The sequence below is a fragment of the Sorangium sp. So ce836 genome (assembly GCF_028553905.1).
Taxonomy (GTDB): domain Bacteria; phylum Myxococcota_A; class Polyangia; order Polyangiales; family Polyangiaceae; genus Sorangium; species Sorangium cellulosum_D.
The window spans coordinates 13953998-13973668 of record NZ_CP102233.1; the positions used below are offsets into that span (position 1 = coordinate 13953998).

19 protein-coding genes are annotated in these 19671 nt (G+C 71.4%); 9 read left to right on the forward strand and 10 right to left on the reverse strand.

Going from position 1 to position 19671, the window contains the following annotated elements:
- Positions 1 to 3: 3 nt before the first annotated feature.
- Complete coding sequence (locus tag NQZ70_RS50975) at positions 4 to 1506, reverse strand: sorbosone dehydrogenase family protein (protein WP_129580688.1); 1503 nt, start codon at positions 1504 to 1506, stop codon at positions 4 to 6.
- Between the two features lie 334 nt (positions 1507 to 1840).
- Here NQZ70_RS50975 and tam point away from each other — a divergent pair, with 334 nt between their 5' ends.
- Entirely contained in the window at positions 1841 to 2611 is a 771-nt protein-coding gene (tam, locus tag NQZ70_RS50980) for a trans-aconitate 2-methyltransferase (RefSeq protein WP_129580689.1), read from the forward strand.
- Between the two features lie 40 nt (positions 2612 to 2651).
- On the opposite strand, the gene NQZ70_RS50985 is transcribed toward tam, so the two are convergent.
- Positions 2652 to 3029 (reverse strand): hypothetical protein, encoded by a 378-nt coding sequence (locus NQZ70_RS50985; protein WP_129580690.1) that lies wholly within the window; start codon positions 3027 to 3029, stop codon positions 2652 to 2654.
- Positions 3030 to 3503: 474 nt separating this feature from the next.
- Here NQZ70_RS50985 and NQZ70_RS50990 point away from each other — a divergent pair, with 474 nt between their 5' ends.
- A complete protein-coding gene (locus tag NQZ70_RS50990) occupies positions 3504 to 5093 on the forward strand; it encodes a DUF262 domain-containing protein (RefSeq protein WP_129580691.1) in 1590 nt (529 codons plus the stop codon).
- Positions 5094 to 5347: 254 nt separating this feature from the next.
- Here the strand turns inward: NQZ70_RS50990 and NQZ70_RS50995 are convergent, their stop codons facing one another.
- Positions 5348 to 5854 (reverse strand): MarR family winged helix-turn-helix transcriptional regulator, encoded by a 507-nt coding sequence (locus NQZ70_RS50995; protein ID WP_129580692.1) that lies wholly within the window; start codon positions 5852 to 5854, stop codon positions 5348 to 5350.
- Positions 5855 to 5904: 50 nt separating this feature from the next.
- On the opposite strand from NQZ70_RS50995, the gene NQZ70_RS51000 reads away from it, so the two are divergent.
- Positions 5905 to 6582 carry a DUF4336 domain-containing protein gene (locus NQZ70_RS51000; protein WP_129580693.1) on the forward strand — a complete coding sequence of 226 codons (678 nt, stop codon included), beginning with the start codon at positions 5905 to 5907 and terminating at the stop codon, positions 6580 to 6582.
- Positions 6583 to 6601: 19 nt separating this feature from the next.
- On the opposite strand, the gene NQZ70_RS51005 is transcribed toward NQZ70_RS51000, so the two are convergent.
- From NQZ70_RS51005 to hisC, 3 genes are all read right to left on the reverse strand, one after another.
- Entirely contained in the window at positions 6602 to 6901 is a 300-nt protein-coding gene (locus NQZ70_RS51005) for a hypothetical protein (RefSeq protein ID WP_129580694.1), read from the reverse strand.
- A 135-nt stretch (positions 6902 to 7036) separates the two neighbouring features.
- Complete coding sequence (locus NQZ70_RS51010) at positions 7037 to 8611, reverse strand: DUF4832 domain-containing protein (RefSeq protein WP_129580695.1); 1575 nt, start codon at positions 8609 to 8611, stop codon at positions 7037 to 7039.
- 192 nt (positions 8612 to 8803) lie between these two features.
- Positions 8804 to 9892, reverse strand: a complete 1089-nt coding sequence (hisC, locus tag NQZ70_RS51015; protein ID WP_129580696.1) for a histidinol-phosphate transaminase — start codon at positions 9890 to 9892, stop codon at positions 8804 to 8806.
- Positions 9893 to 10115: 223 nt separating this feature from the next.
- Between hisC and NQZ70_RS51020 the strand changes: the two genes are divergently transcribed.
- Together NQZ70_RS51020 and NQZ70_RS51025 are read left to right on the forward strand one after the other, a co-directional pair.
- Entirely contained in the window at positions 10116 to 10673 is a 558-nt protein-coding gene (locus tag NQZ70_RS51020) for a glycine cleavage system protein R (RefSeq protein ID WP_237244816.1), read from the forward strand.
- 34 nt (positions 10674 to 10707) lie between these two features.
- Positions 10708 to 11646, forward strand: coding sequence for a hypothetical protein (locus tag NQZ70_RS51025; protein ID WP_129580698.1), 939 nt, complete (start codon positions 10708 to 10710; stop codon positions 11644 to 11646).
- Positions 11647 to 11663: 17 nt separating this feature from the next.
- Here the strand turns inward: NQZ70_RS51025 and NQZ70_RS51030 are convergent, their stop codons facing one another.
- The 3 genes from NQZ70_RS51030 to NQZ70_RS51040 form a co-directional block, all read right to left on the reverse strand.
- Entirely contained in the window at positions 11664 to 12068 is a 405-nt protein-coding gene (locus tag NQZ70_RS51030) for a type II toxin-antitoxin system VapC family toxin (RefSeq protein WP_129580699.1), read from the reverse strand.
- Entirely contained in the window at positions 12065 to 12313 is a 249-nt protein-coding gene (locus NQZ70_RS51035) for a type II toxin-antitoxin system Phd/YefM family antitoxin (RefSeq protein WP_129580700.1), read from the reverse strand. Before NQZ70_RS51035 ends, NQZ70_RS51030 begins: the two co-directional genes overlap by 4 nt.
- Before the next feature lie 162 nt (positions 12314 to 12475).
- Positions 12476 to 13258 (reverse strand): HAD family phosphatase, encoded by a 783-nt coding sequence (locus NQZ70_RS51040; protein WP_129580701.1) that lies wholly within the window; start codon positions 13256 to 13258, stop codon positions 12476 to 12478.
- 190 nt (positions 13259 to 13448) lie between these two features.
- Here NQZ70_RS51040 and NQZ70_RS51045 point away from each other — a divergent pair, with 190 nt between their 5' ends.
- The 3 genes from NQZ70_RS51045 to NQZ70_RS51055 all read left to right on the forward strand — a co-directional run bounded on the left by NQZ70_RS51045 (position 13449) and on the right by NQZ70_RS51055 (position 15302).
- Complete coding sequence (locus NQZ70_RS51045) at positions 13449 to 14255, forward strand: Uma2 family endonuclease (protein WP_237244817.1); 807 nt, start codon at positions 13449 to 13451, stop codon at positions 14253 to 14255.
- 94 nt (positions 14256 to 14349) lie between these two features.
- Entirely contained in the window at positions 14350 to 14619 is a 270-nt protein-coding gene (locus NQZ70_RS51050; protein WP_129580703.1) for a DUF2277 domain-containing protein, read from the forward strand.
- 104 nt (positions 14620 to 14723) lie between these two features.
- Complete coding sequence (locus NQZ70_RS51055; RefSeq protein WP_129580704.1) at positions 14724 to 15302, forward strand: Uma2 family endonuclease; 579 nt, start codon at positions 14724 to 14726, stop codon at positions 15300 to 15302.
- 50 nt (positions 15303 to 15352) lie between these two features.
- Here the strand turns inward: NQZ70_RS51055 and NQZ70_RS51060 are convergent, their stop codons facing one another.
- On the reverse strand, positions 15353 to 17812 hold the full coding sequence (locus NQZ70_RS51060) for a substrate-binding domain-containing protein (RefSeq protein ID WP_129580705.1): 2460 nt from the start codon (positions 17810 to 17812) through the stop codon (positions 15353 to 15355).
- A 266-nt stretch (positions 17813 to 18078) separates the two neighbouring features.
- On the opposite strand from NQZ70_RS51060, the gene NQZ70_RS51065 reads away from it, so the two are divergent.
- Positions 18079 to 19662: a hypothetical protein gene (locus NQZ70_RS51065; RefSeq protein WP_129580706.1), complete on the forward strand. Its 1584-nt coding sequence runs from the start codon at positions 18079 to 18081 to the stop codon at positions 19660 to 19662.
- Positions 19663 to 19671: the final 9 nt, after the last annotated feature.

The following is a 19671-nucleotide window of genomic DNA, read 5'->3' on the forward strand; positions in this document are numbered from 1 at the left end:
CCCTCAGCCTGCGGCCGCCGCGCGGGTGATGCGGAACAGCGCGCCCGTGCCCTGCTTCGGCTTGGCGCCGTGCTCATCCATGAGCATGACGCCGAAATCGACGACGTAGAGCGACTTCCCCGCGCGATCGAAGCGCACGGTGATGGGCCGCTCCAGGCCGCCTGTCTTGAGCCGCGACGCCGGGCCGTTGTCCTTGCCGCGGTTGACGGCGAAATCGCGGATGACGCCGGTCTTGAGGTCGACCCGGACCACCTTGAAGCCGACGGGATGCAGGACCTTGCCGACGTCGGGCGCCTGATCGCCGAACTGCGCGACGAACGCATCGCCGACGAAGCCGAACGACGGGTCGCGCGAGATGTCGATGCCGTTCGACGAGCTGTGCACGGCGAAGAGCGCGACCGGCTGCGGCGGCGGGTTCGGCAGCGTCTCGAGGAGGGCAGGGGGCGTCTGCCCGCCGGGCGGGGCGTAGCGATCTTGCGCGACGGGGCGGCCGTCGGCGAAATCGGGCCAACCGTACCAGGTGCCCGGCTTCACGGCCCAGAGGGAGTCCGCGTTGCCCCAGACCGGGCGGCTGCCGCGCTCGTCATAGCCGTTGTCCGTGACGAACAGCTTGCCGTCCGGCGAGAACGCGAGCCCGAACGGATTGCGGAACCCCCAGGCGACGAGGTTGAGCGTGCCCCCGCGGGCGGGCACGCGCATGACGGCGCCGCTGCACGGCACCTTGCCCGGGATGACCTGTCCTTTCTGCGTCTGCGTGCCGAACCGGACGAAGGCGCCGGTGGTGGCCTTGTCGTCCAGGTCCTTGGTGAGCGGGTTCGGCGTGGTGAGCGCGGCGCCGGTCAGCGTCACGTCCTTGCAGGGGACGTCGTGGAACTCGGGGTGTCGCTTCAGCCAGCCGAACTTGTAGTTGTCCTCGCCGACGATACCGGAGTTCGTGGCGGTGCCCTGACCGAAGTAGATGAAGCCGTCGGGGCCGACGACGGGCCCGTTCGTGTGGTGATCTCCGAAGCTCGGGAGCCCTGCGACGAGGGTCTGTCGCTCGCCGCCGGGGGTGATCCGGAGGATCCGGCCGCCCTCGGTCACGCCGCCCTCCGAGACGATGAACGCGCCGTCGGCCCAGGCGACGCCGGTCCACGGCGGGTTCTTCCCGGTCGTGACGACGGTGGTGCGGCCGCCCGGCTCGATCCGGAGGAGCCGTGGCGTGGTGAAGACCTCGCCATAGGAGTAGCCGGCCTCGGTGACGTAGACCTGCCCGGCGTCGTCGAACGCGACGCCGGTCGGGAAGGTGAGGCCGGTGGCGACCACCTCGATGACGTATCCGGCGGGCACCTCGATGTCCGCGGTGCGGATCGACCGGGCCGGGGGCGGCGGCGTCGTCTCGCCGCCGCCCGAGGAGGCGCGTGCGCTGAAGCAGCCGGGGGCCGCCGCGAGCGCGGCGAGCCCCAGGAGGAGCGTCGGTGTCAGGCGAGAGCGCGGCGGTGGACGGCTCGTGGCTCGGGTGTTCAAGCGTTCTCCTGTGGATCGGTGCGAACGAGGGGCGGCGGCCGGCGGCCGCGTTCCCGGACCGTGCTGCCAAGGCTCGCAGGACTCCGGGCGCGCGTCGAGCAATGCACATGCCGGGAGCGGCGGGCGCAGCGCGGGCGCGATCGGCCCGCGGGGGCGCCGTGGCGACCTGGCAGGACTGTGGCGGATCGCCACGCGACGGGGCGGCGGTCGGTGCGGGGAGGGGGCGACCCTGATTTCTGCGTCGACAGGCGCGTCCGGATCTGGTGGAACGGGAGGGGATGAGACGGGCAGCGGGGAGCTCACGAGCTGCTGCGCAGGTCCGGTGGAGGGCGGCATGGCGAGCTGGGATCCTGCTCAGTACCTGAAGTTCGAGGACCAGAGGGCGCGTCCGGCGGTCGATCTGCTGGGCCGGGTCGACGTCACCGTCCCGGGCGACCTCGTCGATCTCGGCTGCGGGGCGGGCAACATCACGCGTCTCGTGGCGCAGCGCTTCCCGGATCGGGGGATCCTCGGGGTCGACAGCTCGCCGGAGATGCTGGCGAAGGCGCGCGCCGCGCTGCCGGGGGGGCGGTTCGTCGAGGGCGACATCGCGCGCTTCGCGCCGCCCGCGCCGCCGGCGCTGATCTTCAGCAACGCCGCGCTTCACTGGCTGGACGACCACGCGGCGCTGTTTCCGGCGCTCCTCGGGCGGCTCGCGCGCGGCGGCGTGCTGGCGGTGCAGATGCCGCGGAACCACGGCGCGCCGTCGCACACGGCAATGGTGGAGGTGAGCCGGATGCCGCGCTTCCGCGACAAGCTGGCGAAGGTGGTACGGGAGAGCCCGGTCGCGGCGCCTGCGGCGTACTACGACGTGCTTTCGCCGCACGCGGCGCGGATCGACCTCTGGGAGACGGAGTATCTGCACGTCCTCGAGGGCGATAGCCCGGTCGTCGAGTGGACCCTGGGGACGGCGCTCCGGCCGCTGCTCGCGGCGCTCGACGAGGGCGAACGGGCTGAGTTCCTGGAGGCGTACGGGAGCCGGGTGGCTGCGGCGTATCCGAAGGCGGCGGACGGGAAGACGCCGTTTCCGTTCCGGAGGTTGTTCCTCGTCGCCACGGCGCGGTGAGCGGCTGGCCGTGCCGGAGCGGTGCGGCTCCGGCGCTGGATCAGCGCGTGTACTCGATGGCGCCGACGCCCTCGGCCTGGGGGAGGACGGTCACGAGCGCCTGCGCCCCGAAGGAGCTGGACGACAGCGAGGAGCGGACGGCGACGAGCCATGTCTGGTCGCTCCTGCGCGCGACGAGGATGACGCACCGCTCGCCCTGAGGCGAGCCCGCGCGCGCCTCGGCCTCCGGGACGACGCGCGCCTCGGAGGCGGCGCAGCCGTGGACGTCGAACTTGCGGTGCGATAGGGCGGTGAGCGCCGCGCTCGCCGCCTTCGCAGCGCCCTCGTCGGCCGCCGGTACGGCGGGGGCCGGCGCGGGGGCGCAGCCGGAGGAGAGCGCTGCGAGGAGGGGGAGCCAGGGGACGAGCGTACGGGTCACGGCGATGTCGTATCGCGGCGGCGGGTCCAGGGGAAGACCTCGACGCGAGGGGGCCTACGGCGCCCCCGACGCCGGAGACGCCCGACCGCTCCGGGGACGAGTCCCGAGACAGCGACCTGCCGGTACTTGTTCTCTGCCACTCAGACCTGCTCTCGTCCATGCCACCGCGGAGCGACCTGCCGATCCTCCGGGACGTGCGCTTGACACCTCGGTCGTTCGCTCGATAGCCTGACCAGTGTCGAGGGAAGTAGCCATGCTCGTCTAACGACGGAACGGCGGAACCGGTATGATGCGGCAGGTGCTGAATGAAGCGACCTTATACCGCCAACGTTACTGCCCTAAGGACCAAGAGCTCACGCTCGCGCGGTTGGCTCGCCCAGGCGCGCGTGCTTGCCAACGGCGACGCATGCGGAGCGCCTGCGTTGACTGATCGGAGCACACGGCTGCGTTTATCGACAGTGGAGTGGAGCACAGATGCCAGCGCGTGATAGTGACCACGATCTTGATTTTACCAGAACGACTGTTCAACGACTGATTACTGATATTCGCGAGGGTCGCCTATGTATACCTGAGTTTCAGCGAGGCTACGTTTGGAAGCCAAACAAGGCCGCCGATCTGCTTGATTCAATATATCGTGGTTTGCCCATTGGTTCGTTGCTGGTCTGGGAAACTTCAGAAAGTATTTACCAGCGTCAATCAGGTAAGATCGTTACTCAGCGCCACGGGGGTACCGCTCGTTGGCTCGTCGATGGTCAACAGCGAGCTACGACTCTAGAGCGAGTTCATGCGCTCGACGACGAGGTGGCCGCGGAAGAGCGACTTGATATTTATTTTAATGTTATTGAGCCTGGGTTTCAGCGTGCGAATGCTGCGATTCGAAAAGATCCTCGGTGGGTAACTCTAGATAAATTGTGGTCGAGGGACTTTCGCACCGAACGAAGCGATCTCCAGGAAGCGTTTCCTGACTACCGTTATGCAATTGAGGAGAATATCGATCGGTGTCGGGCGATCCTGGACTACGAGATCCCCATGACGGTGATGCGTGGTCATCGCTATCAGGATGCCCTTGATGCCTTTATGAGGTTGAATTTAAAGGGGGTGCGTCTTGGTGGCGATGATATCGAGAGTGCTAGAATCGCGGGAAAGCACTCCGGCTTCGTGGTAGAGCATGTAATACCGTTCATGGGGTCACTCAAGGAACAAGGATTCGATCGCATCCATCTATCGCATCTGCTTATCGCTAGCGCCGCTATTGCAGATCCGGCAAAGCCGCACGGCAGACTGGGCGATTTCGAGCCTGGTCAACTGCGCACCGCATGGAAGAAAATGGAGAAGGGCGTGGAGGCGGTACGACACATGGTCGCTTCCGACCTCGGCCTCCGGGGGATGTCGCTCCTATGGTCGGGAGCGCTTCTTGTGCCGCCTATTGTCCTTTGTGCAACTCGGCCTGCCCGCCAACGTGATGCCGAGCAGGTGCTCGGTTGGATGGCGTTGGCGGCGCTTCACCACCGGTACGGCGCTGCGACTCAGAGCACACTGGAGCGTGATCTAAAAGCAATGGCGGCTGCTGAGTCTCCTGTAGGTGCGCTAGTGCGCAATCTTCGAAGGCAGCAGAGTCTCCGTGCGTCGGCCGACGACTTTGATCGCCCAACTCAGGATCGCGGAGCCATGTTTGCTACGTACGTTGCCTGTCGGCAGCGTGCGGCGAAATGTCTTGTTACTCGGCAGCGTGTCGAGGATCGTGCGGCGGGCGATACGTTTATCGATAGACATCACCTCGTTCCACGAGGAACATTCAAGACGCTCGATGCGAAACGAGCGTCCGATGTCGTTGCGAATATTGCATTTATTTTGAGGGACGCGAATCAATCGGTCGGTAAGGCTCCTCCAAGTGTGACATTGCGTGACTTGGATGCGAAGACGCTGCGAAGCCAGTGTATACCGCAGGATTCTGCTCTCTGGGTTGACGGTGAACATGTTGAGCTCTGGGCGGCTAGGCGCCGATTGCTCTCGGAAGCATTTAACGATTTTGTGGCGCGCGCGGTGGAGGCGGCGAAGGAATGAGTTGTTTCTGATTGATGATCGTGTTGGGTTGTGTGGGCGGTTCTATGGAGATTCTATTGTTGTTGAGAGTGTTGCGCTCTGTGCAGAAGGAGCTCGCGACTCCAACTTAGCCGTGTGCCGTTTCCGAGTCGCGTGCCAGCTTCCCGTGCCATTGAAGTGCGCCCCCGGAGCAGCTCGGCGTCAGCTGCTCTCCCCGCCAGCGGCGCTCCCTCGTTCTCGATCCGCCGCGCCATCTGGAGCGCCGTCACCGGCGCTCACCCGCGCTCGGGCGGCACCTCCAGCTCCTCCTTCTCCTCCAGCGCCGCCAGCAGCGCCGCGAGCCCCTTCTTCAGCGCCGCCATCTGCTTCTCGCCCAGCTTCCGCGTGAGCTCCTCCTCCAGCTCCGTGAGCACCCCGAGCCCGTGGAGCAGCGCCTTCAGCCCGTGCGGCGTGAAGCGCACCCGCTTGGCCCGCCGGTCCTCCGGATCGGGCGTCCTCTCCACGACGCCCATCGCCTCGAGCTCCTCCACGAGCTGACCCACCGCCTGCTTCGTCACCCGCGCGCGCTCCGCCAGGTCCGTCAACCGCGTGCCCTCGAGATCGATGTACGGCATGAGCGCGGTGTGCGCCCGGCGCACCCCAGGCGCCCCGCGCCGCGCGATGCGCGCCATCGCCCGCTCGTCGAGCAGCCGCGCCGAGCGCAGGAGGAGCTGACCGAGGCTCGCGCGCTTGCGCCGCTCGAGCTCGGCAAGATCGCTGGGATCGAGGTCGTTCTTGGTCATGATGGTAAAGCTGCTTGACTAAATGGTCAAGCAGCTTTACCAATTGGAGCATGCTGCGACAACTCGATCAAGCCCTCTGGGTTGCGGAAGACACGTTGAAGCTGCCAGGCGTCCATTTCCCGGTGCGGTCGCCGGTCGTGCGGCTCGGGGACGGCGGGCTGCTCCTCTTCTCGCCGCTGCCGGGCGTGGAGCAGGTGGCGGGCGAGATCCGGGCGCTCGGGGAGGTCCGGGCGATCGTGGCGCCGAACCTGTTCCACCACCTCGGCCTCGCGCCGGCGGCGCGGGCTTTCCCGGGGGCGCGGCTGTACGGCCCCCGGCGGCTCCGCGAGAAGCGCTCCGAGGTGGCGTTCACGGACGAGCTCGGCGACGCGCCGGACCCGCTGTGGGCGGCGGAGATCGATCAGGTGACGGTCGGCGGGATGCCCAAGGTCGACGAGGTGGTCTTCTTTCACCGGCCGAGCAGGACCCTCTTTCTCTGGGATCTCTGCTTTCACATCACGCAGAGCGCGCACTTCCCGACGCGCCTCTTCATGCGCCTGAACGGGGCGTATGGGCGGTTCGGCCCGTCGCGCTTCGCGCGCTCGATGATGCGCGATCGCGCGGCGGTGGGCGCGGCGGTGAAGCGGATGCTCGCGTGGGCGCCGGAGCGCATCGTGGTGGCGCACGGCGACGTGATCGAGCGCGGCGGGAGAGCCGCGCTGGAGAGCGCGTTCGAGCGGGTGCTGTGAGCGCTGCGCCGGGCGGCGATCATGCCACCCCGATGCGACCCTCCCGCCGCAGGTGATCGAGCCGGTGGGCGAGTTGCGCGGTCTCGAGCCACCGGCGGAAGGCCGGGTTCTTGGCCACGTAGGCGGCGAAGGCGGCGTTCGTGAACGACTGCGGGTCGCACCCGCGCGCGGCGGCGATGGCGGCGGCTTCCTCCAGGAGGCGCACGGCATCGGACCAGGAGGTCTCGACGGTCTTCTCGCTCCCGGACGGAGCTCCCTCGCCGCCCTCGGCGGTGGCGACGGGGTTGTTCTCGACTTCAAGACGATCGACAGCGCGCATGGCGTGACTTCCTTTCCGATGATTCGCCTGGGCCCACGCGCGAGATGAGGGCCGGGATCACGCGATGAGGTAAGCCCGCGAGCCGGAGATGCAAGGGCCCGGGCGCCGTCCCGGCGCCGAGGCGAAGGGATCCGCCTACTCGACCACCCGGACCGTGGCGTCGAGCAGGTTGACGCCGCTCGGGGCGTCCCACGCCGCGCCGCTCGAGAGCTGGATCGCGTAGCGCGGGTCGTCGCGAAGGCGCTCGGACCCGTCCGGGAGCCACAGGCCGAGCCGGTAGTCGCCCGGGGGGAGATCGGCCGGGATCTGCGCCTCGAGGCAGAGCTCGCTCTCCTCGCCCGGCGCCCAGCGGCGCGGGTCGGCGTCGACCTGGACGACCCGCCGCGCTTCGCCCTGCTGGAGCACGAGGTAGACCGGGCGCGGATTATAGGCCCGGGTATACCCGTCGTTGAACAGGCGCAGCCGCAGCGACAGCGGCTGTCCGCGACCGACCTGCTCGGGCGACTCGTGCCCCATCACCACGAAGCGGTATCCGAGGCGGCAGGCGATCGTCTCGAAGCAGCCCTCGGACCGCCAGCCGTCGATCACGTCGGTGTGGTAGTCCGTGTTGATGAAGCTCCAGTGATGCAGCGAGAGCTCGTCGAGCGCCGAGCGGCACTGGCTGCGCGGCGGATTGGGGGCGCACGTCTCGCCGCCGACGGGCGTGAACGCGGAGTCCGCGATGGCATAGTCCTTCTCGCCGGGGAGCTGGTAGGTGCCGACGTCGTCGGCGCTCGCGAGGAAGCAGTCGTTGAGATGGCCGACGCGCGAGAGCGGCGCTCCGGAGAACGCCGTCTCCTCCGTCAGCGGGCCGCCGTACGCCTCGAGCTTGTGCGAGGGGCGGCGCGCGAGGGTCATCCGGTCGCTCGGCAGCGCCGCGAGCAGCGCGTCGAAGATCTGCTGGCGGCTGGCAGGGCTGGTGAGGTCGTTCGTCGAGGAGTGCCACTCGCCCCAGGCGCCGACGAAGCCGGGGTGCAGCACGGCGATGACGTCGGCGTTCCGCTCGAGCACGGGCTTGAGCTGGTCGATGTGGGACAGCACGCGGTCGAGCGGCGCGTCCGGCGCGGTGCCCGTGTCCGCATAGTAGAAGCGGGGGAGCACCTTCAGCCCCGCCGCGCGCGCGGCGGCGAAGCTCGCGTCGAGTCGGTCGATGAGGTCCTGGTCGATGTCCCGCGTGCGGTAGTCGTCGATGAGCACCTTGCCGTAGATCAGCGAGTAGCCCTCGCCCCGGAGATGCGAGAGCGAGCCGAGGCTCCGGAGATCCGTGAAGCGGAAGAGGCCGCGCTCGGGGTTGAGCACGCCGCTGCACTCGGCGTCCCTGGAGGGATCCGCGCCCGCGGCGAACAGCTTGGGCGAATAGGAGCGCTCCACGGTGGCGCCGCTCAGCCCGCAGGCGCCGGGCGGACCGCCCGCGCCGCTGCTGCCGTCGCTGCCGCCGCCGTTGCCGTCGCCTCCGGTGCTGCCAGCGCTGCCGCCGCTGTTGCCGTTGCCCGCGCCATCGCCGCCGCCGCCAGCGTCGCTCACGCCGGAGGTCAGCGCGCCGATCGGGCTGCCGTCGCCGGCGTCCGGACCGCACGCCGCCACGAGCGCCAGGGAAAGGCAGGGGACGCACCCGCCGCGAAGGAGGCGCGACAGGACGTGACGTGATGACCGGATGCTGCGGTGGCGCATGAAGCGATCTCCTCTCCTCGTGAAGAAATGAAGCTGGGGATCAGCCGACCTCGCGGGCGCGCTGTCCGTCGCGCGCTGCGTGTTGCACGGTCGAGGCCAGCGGAGCCGCTCGGCGGAATGCGAGGCAGGGGAGGTGAGGAGCTGCGCAAGGATCGTACACCCGCGCACGAAGCGGACAGCGAACGGGTCTGTCTACGCCCCGGCCGCCGCGCGGGACACCTCGGCGATCGCCCCGAGCAGCGCGTCGTTCTGCTCCGGCGTGCCCACCGTGATCCGCAGCTTGTCGTGGAGGCGCGGCGCGTCCCAGTAGCGCACGAAGATCGCCCGGTCGTGGAGCGCCCGGTACATCGCCTGCGCCGACAGCCCCCCTGCCGGCGGCGTCGCCAGGATGAAGTTGGTCTGGCTCGGCGCCACCGTGAACCCCCGCTCGCGCAGCGCCGCCGTGAGCCGGGCGCGCTCCGCGATCACCCGCTCCCAGCTCTTGCTCGCCTCGTCCCGCGCGGACAGCGCCGCGGTCGCCGCGGCCTGCGCGAGGATATCCGTGTTGTAGCTGTCGCGCGCCTTGTCGAGCGTCTCGATGAGCCGCGGGTGCCCGAGCCCGTACCCAAACCGGAGCCCCGCGAGCGAGTACCCCTTGCTCAGGGTCCGCAGGAGCAGCACGTTGTCGAGCCCCCGCGCCGGATCGAGCAGCGGGATCGCGTCGGCCTCGGCGAAATCGACGTACGCCTCGTCGATCAGGACCACGCCGCGGAACGTCCGCGCGATGCGCTCGAGCTTGTCGAGCGGCTCGCGCCGCCCCGACGGCGCGTGCGGGTTGACGAGGAGCGCGAGCCGGCAGCCGCGGTCGTTCAGGCGGCTCGCGAACTCCTCCGGGACCGACCAGTCCTCCTCGAGGGGGACCTGGGTGATCGTCGTGCCATGGATCTCGGCGAGCACGTCGTAGAGCGAGTAGGTCGGGTACGTCTCGCCGAGGCCGAGGCCGCCGGGCTCGCAGAACACCGTCACCGCCATGCGCAGCAGCTCGTCGCCGCCGTTCGTGGCGATCACCTGCTCGGGCGACAGGCCGTGGAGCCTCGCCGCGGCCTCGCGGAACTGCTGCGCGCGGGGCGGCGGGTACCGGCGGAGCTGATCGGCCGAGACGCCCCGGATCGCCTCCAGCACCGCGCTCGGCGGCGGGTACGGGTTCTCGTTGGTGTTCAGCTTGACCACGTCGGCCCGCTGCGGCTGCTCGCCGGGCGTGTACGGCGTGAGGCGGTGGATGTTGTCGCGTTCGTACGGCATGGGGATGGCCGTCCTCTCGCCCACCGCCCCGCCGGAGACAAGCGCCTCGTCGGGCGCGGCGCGCGGCCGCTCGATCCCGCGGGAGCGCGCGCGCCGACCTGGACGGCGCTGCCCGGGCGCTCGTCGCCGTCCGGGCGCTCGTCGCCGCGGACGCGCGGCCGCGATGGCCTGCGCCGGAAGCGTCGGTCGCGCCGGCTGCGCGGATCGGACTAAGATGCGCCGCATGACGACGACGCCCGAGCCCGAAGCCTTCCTGGTCCTCTCCTGCCTCGGCCCTGACCGAACGGGCCTCGTCGCGGAGGTGACCCACTACCTGACCGAGCGCGGCGCCAACGTGGAGGACAGCCGCATGGCGGTGCTCGGCGGCGAGTTCGGCATCCTCCTGCTCGCGTCGGGCCCCCCGGGCGCGATCGAGGCGGTGGAGCGCGAGACCGCCTCGCTCACGCGGGCGACGGGGCTCACGGTGCAGAGCCGCAGGACCAAGAGCCCCGAGTCGCACCGGCGCGCGGCGACCATCCCCTGCGTCATCTCCGTCGACGCGCTCGATCACGAGGGGATCGTCCGCGCCGTGTCGCGCGCGCTCCACGGCGCGGGGGTCAACATCGTCTCGCTCGAGACCTCGGCCTACGAGGCGCCCGTGACCGGCTCGCAGCTCTTCCGGATGGAGGCCCACGTCGACGTCCCCGTCGGGGTGTCGCTCGCCCAGCTCCGCAAGGCGATGGACGCCGTGGCGGAGTCCGAGAACCTCGACATCGAGGTCCGCTCGCTCATCAAGGGCTGACGCCGCCCCGCGAGAACCGGTATCTTCGTCGGCCATGCCCTTCAGCAATCTGAGCTCCCCCCGCAAGGTGCACGGCCTCGACGCGGAGATCCGCGGCGCCGCGTTCCTCGCGAGCCCCGGCCTGGTCGCGATGGTCTCGACCGATCCCGTGCGCCTCGGCGTCTGCCCGATCGGCGGCGCCGGCGCGAGGACGACGAACCTGTCGCTGTCGTCGGCGCACGACGTGGCGCTGCTCTCGAAGGACGTGGCCGTCGTGCGGAGCGACGACGCGGTCTGGGCGCTGCTCGGCATCACGCACGGCCCGAAGCTCGATCAGGTCGGCCGGGACGCGCGGCAGCTCGCGACGCGCCCGTCCGGCGAGACGGCGCTCTCGCTGGGCTGGGACGGCAGCGCGACGGAGCTGAAGCTCGACAAGATCGAGGTGAACGGCCGCACGTTCGCGGTGCGCGGCTCGGCGCGGGCGTTCGACCTGACCGACACCGAGACGCACGTGGTGATGGACGGCGCCGGGGAGGGGGGCGAGCTCCGCGTCCACCCCGGCGCGACGCCCGAGCCGGGCCCGACGCTGCGCGCCTCGCTGCCGCGCGCGGCCCAGAACCTCGACCGGGTGCGCGGCGGCCCGAAGCTGACGGCGGTGTACAAGCGCGGCGCGAGCGCGGCCTGCGCGGTCGTGCGGTCGTCGGGCAAGCTGGCGGCGAAGATGCTCGCCTTCAGCGATCCGGTCGCCGACGTGGCGGTCCTCGAGTCCAGCCTGTTCGCCTGCTTCGCCGACGGCCGCGTCGCGCTGTTCGACGGCGCCGCCATCGAGGCCGCCTCCGGCGCGCCGCTCGCGCCGACGGCCAGCGTCGCGCTCGGCACCCGCGGCGAGCCGGCCGTGCTCGTGGCCGCCGGCAAGGGGTCGCCGACCCTGTGGGTGGGCACGAGCGCCGGGGAGATCTGGAGCCTCGCGGTCGTGCGCAAGCAGGGCGGCTGAGGCGAGGCCTGCTCAAATCAAGGCGGGATGACTCGGCAAAAGGCGCTGCCTCGCTGCGTCATCTCCCTGTCGAGTGTACACAAGGGCATCGCCTCCTGAGCCGCGAGCCAGACATAGGCGGCGTCCGCTGCGCGAAGCTTCGATGCGATCGCCGTGTCTCGAATTCTTCGCGCGCGCAAGGGACCTATGGTAGCTACATCGCTCGCGACGGACATCAGCGCATCAACATAAGCGCACACGGCCGCGGTCGGCTCACCGACGCGCGCCAGCGATGCGCCGACCTCAATCGGAAAGATCGCTGGCACGACGAGCTCGTCGAGACCTTCGAGAATGCGCGTGACTCGGGCCCGCGACACCGCATGAGAAGGCTCATTCGGCCGCACGGCGGCAACGGCGACGGAAGCATCGAGAACGAGCTTCATCGTCGCCCCGAGAGCAGATCTTCCACCGCGCTTTCCTGGGGTTCCGTCGAACCCAGCCCTGCGAACAGTCGCTCTATCTCCACCTTGGACAGATGCGGCTTTGGCGGGACAGCCACATCGATCGGCACGATCGCAGCCACGGGTTTGCCATGCCGTAGGATCAAGGTGCGCCTTTTGTGGTGCTCCGCTTCATCCACCAAGGCGGAAAGGTGAGCCTTTGCTTCCGCGAGCGACGCCTTGCGCATGTGACCATTATGACCAGATCGTTCCCATGGGCAAGTCTGGGACCGCTGGACACGCGGTGGAGACGACTATGGGTTCGCGCTTCCCGGGAGCAACCGGCAGACCAAAGAGCGACGCCCCGCGCGGGCTCGAACCGCGCGCCGCGGTCAGGCCGCGCGCCGCCCTCACGCCGCCCGCGCCGCGATCCGCCCCTCGACCACGGCATCCGGATCGACCGCGTCGAGCGTCGTCACGACCCGATCCGCCCCCGCGGCGGCCAGCAGCGCGTCGTCGGCGAGCCGCGCCACGCCGAGCGCGGTCATCCCGGCCGCCTTGGCGGCCTGCACCCCGGCGGGGGCGTCCTCGACGACGAGGCAGCGCGCCGGGGGCACGCCGAGCGTGCGCGCGGCGGCCAGGAACAGGTCCGGCGCCGGCTTGCCGTGCGCCACCGCGACGCCGCAGAGGTCGGCGTCGAACAGGTCGAGCAGCGTCGTGCCGGGCGCGACGGCCGGGCGGCGGATGCGCTGCTGCTCGGAGAAGGCGTCGGCGCGGATCCTCCGGAGGAGCTGGCCCGCGTTCCTGGACGACGACGCCGCCGCGATGGGCACGCCGCGCGCCTTGAGCCCCAGGATCAGCCGCATCGCGTCAGGGAAGACGACGAACTCCCCCGCCTCGATCTTCCGGAGCAGCGCCTCCTGCTTGCGCTCGGCGTAGAGCCGCGCGCGCTCGGCGGCGTCGGGCACGCCGAAGTAGTCGAGCGCCGCGCGCGCGCCGCTCTCGCGCGCCTTGCCGGCGACCTCGCTCTGGTAGACGGCCGTCGTGAACCGCTCGGGCGCGTAGCGCGTCTCGGGCGCGATCGCCCGCCACTCGGTCGCCATCAGCGCCTCCAGCGCCTCGCGCCAGGCGCGCTCGTGCGGCGAGTCGACCACCACCCCGTCGACGTCGAAGAGGACCCCCTCGAAACGCATGCGGCCGACATGGCGCCGGCGCGCCGTACCGGGAGCCCCCAGGGCGCCCTGGCGATGCGATGCGCCGCCGGCCGCCCGCGCAACGCCTGCCGCGGCGCTCGCCCGTGCCGGCCCGCGGCGCTCGCCCGTGCCCGCCCGCGGGCGCGGGCGGCTCGCCCGCGTCTGCCCGCCTCCCGCCGCTGCGCCGGGGGTGCTACGGTCGAAGCTCGTGCCGCCTGCCCGCACCGGAGCCAACCCCCACGCGACGCGCCTGCCGCGCGCGCTCGTCGTCCGCGATCCGGAGCCCGAGGAGCTCCGCGCGACCATCGACTGGTCGGACTGGTACCTCGACGACGCGGACGGCATCGGCGCGTGGGGCGAGCACGACGAGATCGCCCGCCTGCTCCTGTCCTCGATCGCGCAGCTCGCGCGCGAGCGCGGCTGGACCGACCACCACGCCGGCTCGGAGCGGTTCTTCGCGTGGGTGCGCGAGGAGCCGCTCGTGCGCGTCTCGCCGGACGTCTACCTCCTCGATCACCGGCCCGCGCCGCCGCTGCCCAAGCAATGGCAGACCTGGCTGCCCGGCCACCGCCCGCCGCGCTTCGCGCTCGAGATCGTGGCGAGCGACTGGCAGAAGGCCTACGAGGACATCCCGCTCAAGTACTGCCAGCTCGGCTGTCCCGAGCTCGCGATCTTCGATCCGCTGGCCGCCGCGCAGCGGCCGCCCGCCGGCAGGGTGGCGCTCCAGGCCTACCGGCGCGACCCCGACGGCGCGTACGTGCGCGTGCACGCCGGCGCCGGCCCCGCGTGGAGCCCCGCGCTCGACAGCTGGCTCTGCGTCGTGGGCAGCGGGGCCGACGCGCGGCTCCGGCTCGCGCGCCCGGACGGCAAGGGCGAGTTCGTGCCCACCCAGGAAGAGGTCGCGGCGACCGAGGCGCGCGCCAGGGAGGCCGCCGAGGCCCGGGTGCGCGAGCTCGAGGCGCGGGTGCGCGAGCTGGAGCAGCTGGAGCCGCGATAACGCACGTCGCGCGGGGCGCAGCGCAGGACGCGAGCGCCGCGCCGTTCTGGCCGCGCCGGTTCCACTGCGCCGCGTTCGGCGGTAGGCTCGCGGCATGTGTCGGAACATCCGTCCTCTATTCAACTTCGAGCCGCCGGCGACGGAGGAAGAGATCCGGGCGGCCGCCCTTCAATACGTGCGCAAGGTGAGCGGGACCCGCAGCCCGAGCGGGAAGAACGTCGCCTGTTTCGAGCGAGCCGTCGACGACATCGCCGCCATCACGCGCCGCCTCGTCGAGTCGCTGGAGACCACGGCTCCGCCCAAGAACAAGGAAGTCGAGGCCGCGAAGGCCCGCCTCCGCAACGCGCGCCGCTTCGGCACCTGACGCGCCGGTCCGCTCCTCATCGGGCAGCGGCGGCAGGCATGCGGCCGCGCCGGTTGGGCCGCCGAGCCTGGCTCCGGCCCGGCGGTTCCGTTATGTTCGCGCACATGGGCGACGCCGCCGCCACCCAGCGCATGAGCGCTGCAGCGTATCTCGAGTGGGAGCGCGCGCAGGTCGCAAAGCACGAGTATTCCCTCGGCGAGGTCTTCGCGATGGTGGGCGGCAGCCCGCGGCACAACTTCCTCTCGAACGCCGTGGGGGCGGAGCTCCGCGCGGCCGTTCGCGGCAGGCCGTGCCATGCCCTGTCATCGGACCAGCGGATCTCCGCGAAGCAGGGGGAGCGCTACGTCTACGCGGATGCCGTCGTCGCGTGCGGCGGTGTGCGGATGGAGCCGGGCACCAGCGACGTGCTCGCGAACCCGAGCGTCGCCGTCGAGGTCCTGTCGCCCAGCACCGAGGCGTACGACCGCGGCGAGAAGTGGGCGGCGTATCAGCGCATCCCGTCCCTCACCGACTACCTGCTCGTCTCGCAGACCTCGGTGCGCGTCGAGCACTTCCGGCGCGAGGCCGACGGCTCGTGGCGCTACCTCGTGATCGAGGCGGGAGGCGCGATCTCGCTCGCGATCGGCGCCGCCGTTCCCGTCGACGCCATCTACGAGGGCGCCTTCGAGCTCGACGCCGGCTGAAGGGGTGCGCTCGGCGCCGCCGGTCCGCCGAGAGGCCGAGGGCGCGCGGCTCACGACCGCGCAGCGCGGGGCGAGCCGCCGTAGACGAGCCGGCCGCCCATCTTCGACAGCGCGTAGGCGAACCCGAGCTCGAGGGTCGAGCGGGCGACGACGCCCCCGAGGTCCAGCCCCTGCTCCACCATCAGCCGCGCGGCCGCCGGCGCGATGCCGACGAGCACGACCTCGGCCCCGAGCAGCCCCGCTGCCCGCGCCGCCGTCATGAGGTGATCCGCCGCCGTGGCGTCCACCGCCGCCATCCCCGTCACGTCGATCAGCACCACGCGCGCGTGCCGCTCGGAGATCTCCCGCAGCATCGATTCGAGGAAGCGGCCCGAGCGCTGGCGGTCCATCGCCCCGACGATGGGCATCACCACGATATGGCGCGCGACCGGGACGACCGGGCTGGAGAGCTCATGGATCGTGCTGAGCAGCGCCGCCTGCTGCCGGTTCGCCTGCTCGAGCTCCTGGGTTCGCTCGGTGATGCGGCGGACGAGCTGCGCATTCTCGAGCGCCACCGCCAGGGTGTCGGCGATGCGCTCGATCAGCCCGAGGTCCTCGGGCGAGCACGCCGCGCGGCGCTCGCTGTCGAGGACCAGGACGCCGAGCGCCCTTCCCCGGGCGAGCAGCGGGACGCCGGCCCGCGTGCGGCTGCCCTTCCGGCGCGCCTCGACGACATCCGGCCAACGTTCGTGCTCGCTCGCCAGCGTGTCGATGACGACCGACCAGCCGGCGCTCAGCACCCGGCCGACCAGGGTCTCCCGCTCGAGCCGGGCGCGTCCCTCGACGAGGCCCTGCTCCTCGGCATCCAGGCTGATGACGAGGAGCTCGCGCGAGCGATCCACCGCCGCGCCCCCGCGCCTCCGGTTCGCGGACTTGCGGCTGGTCTCCAGGGTCAGGTGCTCCGAGAGCGGACGAGACCAGGGCGTGGACTCGAGGGTCACGAGGTCCACGCCGGTGTCGATGAAGCGCGGGAGGGGCCGATCCTCGGCCTGCCCCGCCGCCGGGAGCTCGGCCAGCGTCGCCTCCACCCCCCTCGACACCATGTCGTGGAGCACCTCGACGGCGCGATAGCCCATGTCGTGCTCGCGCTGGACCACGGCCGCGTGGATGGTGCCCTCCCGGAGCATCGCGATCGTCTCCGGGATCAGATCGAACGCCACGATCTTGAGATCTCCCGCCCTCCCCAGGGCCCTCGCGGCCATGCCCCAGGCCGGGCCGTTCTCGGCGCAAGCCCCGAAGGCGCCGGACAGCCCTCCTTCGCGCAAAGCGTCCAGGGCGAGCTGCATCGCCGCGGAAGTATCGTAGTGGCTCTCCAGCGGAGATCGCATCGAGATGGACTTCCCGAAGACCGCCGCGCCGAACCCCGTGACCCGATCGCGACCGTTCATGGCGCGGAGCGACGAGACCTGCGCGCCCACGACGCCGCCGTCCGGGAGGAGCCTCGTCATCGTCTCTCCGGCGAGCCGGCCGGCCGCCACGTTGTCGGTGCCGACGTAGGCCAGCGCCCTGCTGCCCTCGGCAGGCGGCGTATCGAACGTGATCACCGGAATCCCGGCCTCCGCCGCTCGCCGGATCGCCGGCTCGATGGCCGCGGCGTCGCCCGGCGCCACGGCGATGCCGCTCACCCCGCGGCGCACGCCCTCGTCGATGAGCGCGCTCTGGCCGGCCTCGCCGGCGGCGCTGCCGCACCGGTGGGTCACGTCGACGCCGAGGGCGCGCCCCGCGACGAGCGCGCCCTCCCGCAGGTTGTTCCAGTAGGCCACCGGCGCGCGCCGCGGCGCCCGGTAGACGCGGAGCTCACGCGCCGCGCCGCGCTCGCTCGCGGGCGAGGCCCCACAGGCGTCGTCCTCCACCAGGGCGAGCTCCACCGCGCTCCATTGCGGCCGCAGCTGCACGCTCTTGATACCGCTCGAGATGATCTCCACGAGCTCCTGCGGGCTGGCCTGCGAGGCCACCGCGTTCAGCACCTCCTCGAGCACGCGGTTCTCGTGGGCCGACCGCGCCTTGTCGTCGAAGAGCTCGCGCCGCTCCAGCGCCGCGCCGGCGCTGCCGGCCAGGGCCATCAGCCGGGCCCCGCGCTCGTCCGAAAGCGGCTCCGCGGCCGGCTGCTCGATGGCGAGCACGCCGACCGGCCGCCCGCGCATGCACACCGGCGCGAGGACCACGACCGCGTCCGCTGGCAGCCAGTCGAGCGCCACCGCGCCCGGCAGGTGCTCTCGGTACCACGCTGCCGCCGCCGCCGCGCGCGCGCCGTCGCCCGGATCGAGCCGAGAGACCGCGCTGGCCGGCCCCGCGTCCGACGGGATCGGCAGCGGGCCTGAGAGCAGGCTCTCGAGGCCCACGGCGGCCCGGTAGATCAGGCGATCTCCCTCTCGGATCAGCAGGCTGCCGCGCCGCGTTCCAGGCAGGCTGTCCGCGGCGTCCTGTACAATGCGATGCAGCGCTGCGAAGAGGTCCAGACCGGTGATCATGCGTGTTCGACCTACACCCCACCGGCGGAGCGCGGCGCGGGGATCGTGCCAGCAGGCGCGATCGGTCGGTCCGTTGTCAAGCCATCCATCCGGCTCGGCCCCGTCATGCGCTCGAAATCGCGGCGGGCGTCGAGCGCTTCGCGCTGGTCGCTCGAGGCCGTCCGACCGCGCGAAGCGGGCTCGTCCGAGGCGGCGCGCTGGGCGGCGTCGGCCGATGACCGCGGTGCGATAGCAACGGACAGCCGCGCTCCGGCACCGGAGAACTCATGAGATGTTCTGTTCCTCAGCTCCTCCTCGTCTTCCCTGTGCTCTTCGCGATCCCCGCCGAGGCGTCGTCTCCGCCCTGCGCCACGATCCGCCGGGGCGGCCCCGGGGACGTCGAGGACGCCGCCGTCCCCCCTCGCAGGCCGCACCGCGACGTGGACGGCGCGGTCCCGAGCCACGGCGCGTCCGCGTCGCCGCCGTGCCGCGCGGAGGACGCGGAGCCCGCGCGCCGCGAGGCTCCGCGCGCGACGCGCCCGCCCGCGAGCTATGTGTGCCACCGCTCGTGTCCCGGCGCCGCCCACCTCTTCAGCCGGCGGTTCGGCGATGCACGGGAGCAGATCGGGTATTCGGTCGCCGCCGACGGCGCGGGGAACATCGTCCTCGCGGGCTCGGCCGCGGGCACGGTCGATTTCGGCGGCGGGCCCGTCTCCGCCGCGGGGGCGTTCCTCGCGAAGCTCGACGCCGACGGAGGCCTCCTCTGGAGCCGCGCCTTCGACTCCCCCTCATCGTTTGCCTCCGCCGTCGCCGTCGACGCGGACGGCAGCATCCTGCTCGCGGGCGGCTTCCGCGACCCCATCGATCTCGGCGGCGGTTCGCTGATGAACCCCTTCGACGGACTCCAGATCTCGTTCGTGGCCAAATTCGACGCCGGCGGCAATCATCTCTGGAGCCGAGCCGCGTCCGGCGACGAGCGCCACTTCCCGCGCGCCATCGCCGCGGACGGCGCCGGCAACGTCCTCGTCTCGGGCTCGTTCGAAGGCTCCCTCGACTTCTCCGGCGGAGCGTGGCCGCTCGTCAGCACAGGAGGCCTGTTCGACGAGGATGTCTTCGTGTCGAAGCTCGACGCCTCCGGCGATCACCTCTGGAGCAAGGGGTTCGGCACGGCGGACATCGATCGCGGCGAGGGCCTCGCGGTCGACGGCGCCGGCAACATCGTCCTCGCGGGGTTCTCCCTGGGCGGCGGCCTCGATTTCGGCGGCCGGCCGCTCCCGAGCGCCGGGAGCTCCGACATCTTCGTCGCCAAGCTCGATCCGGACGGCCATCATGTCTGGAGCCGGAGCTATGGAGATCCCGGCAGCCAGAACGCCTCCGCCGTCGCGGTGGATCCGTGGGGCAACGTCCTCGTGACCGGGGGCTTCACCGGCAGCGTCGATTTCGGCGGCGGACCGCGCCGCAGCGCGGGCGACAACGACGCGTTCGTCCTGAAGCTCGACCCGAGGGGCCATCACGTCTGGAGCCGCCGCCTCGGCGGCGCGCTCCGGCAGGACGGCACGGCGATCGCCGCCGACGCCGACGGCAACGTGGCGGTCGGCGGGTTCTTCCGCGGCGCGCTCGAGCTCGCGTGCGGGCGGCTCGAGAGCGCGGGGCAGGAGGACGTCTTCCTCATCGAGCTCGACGCCGACGGCCGCGCGCTGTGGGGCGATCGCTTCGGCGACGCGCAGAGCCAGACGCCCACGGACGTCGCGTTCGACCCGGGCGGGGACGTCCTCCTCACCGGCTACTTCGACGGCGTCCTCGACTTCGGCGGCGGGCCGCTCGCGGGGCAGGGCGGCCGCGACGCGTTCCTCGCGAAGCTCGGGCGCTGAGCGGGCGGG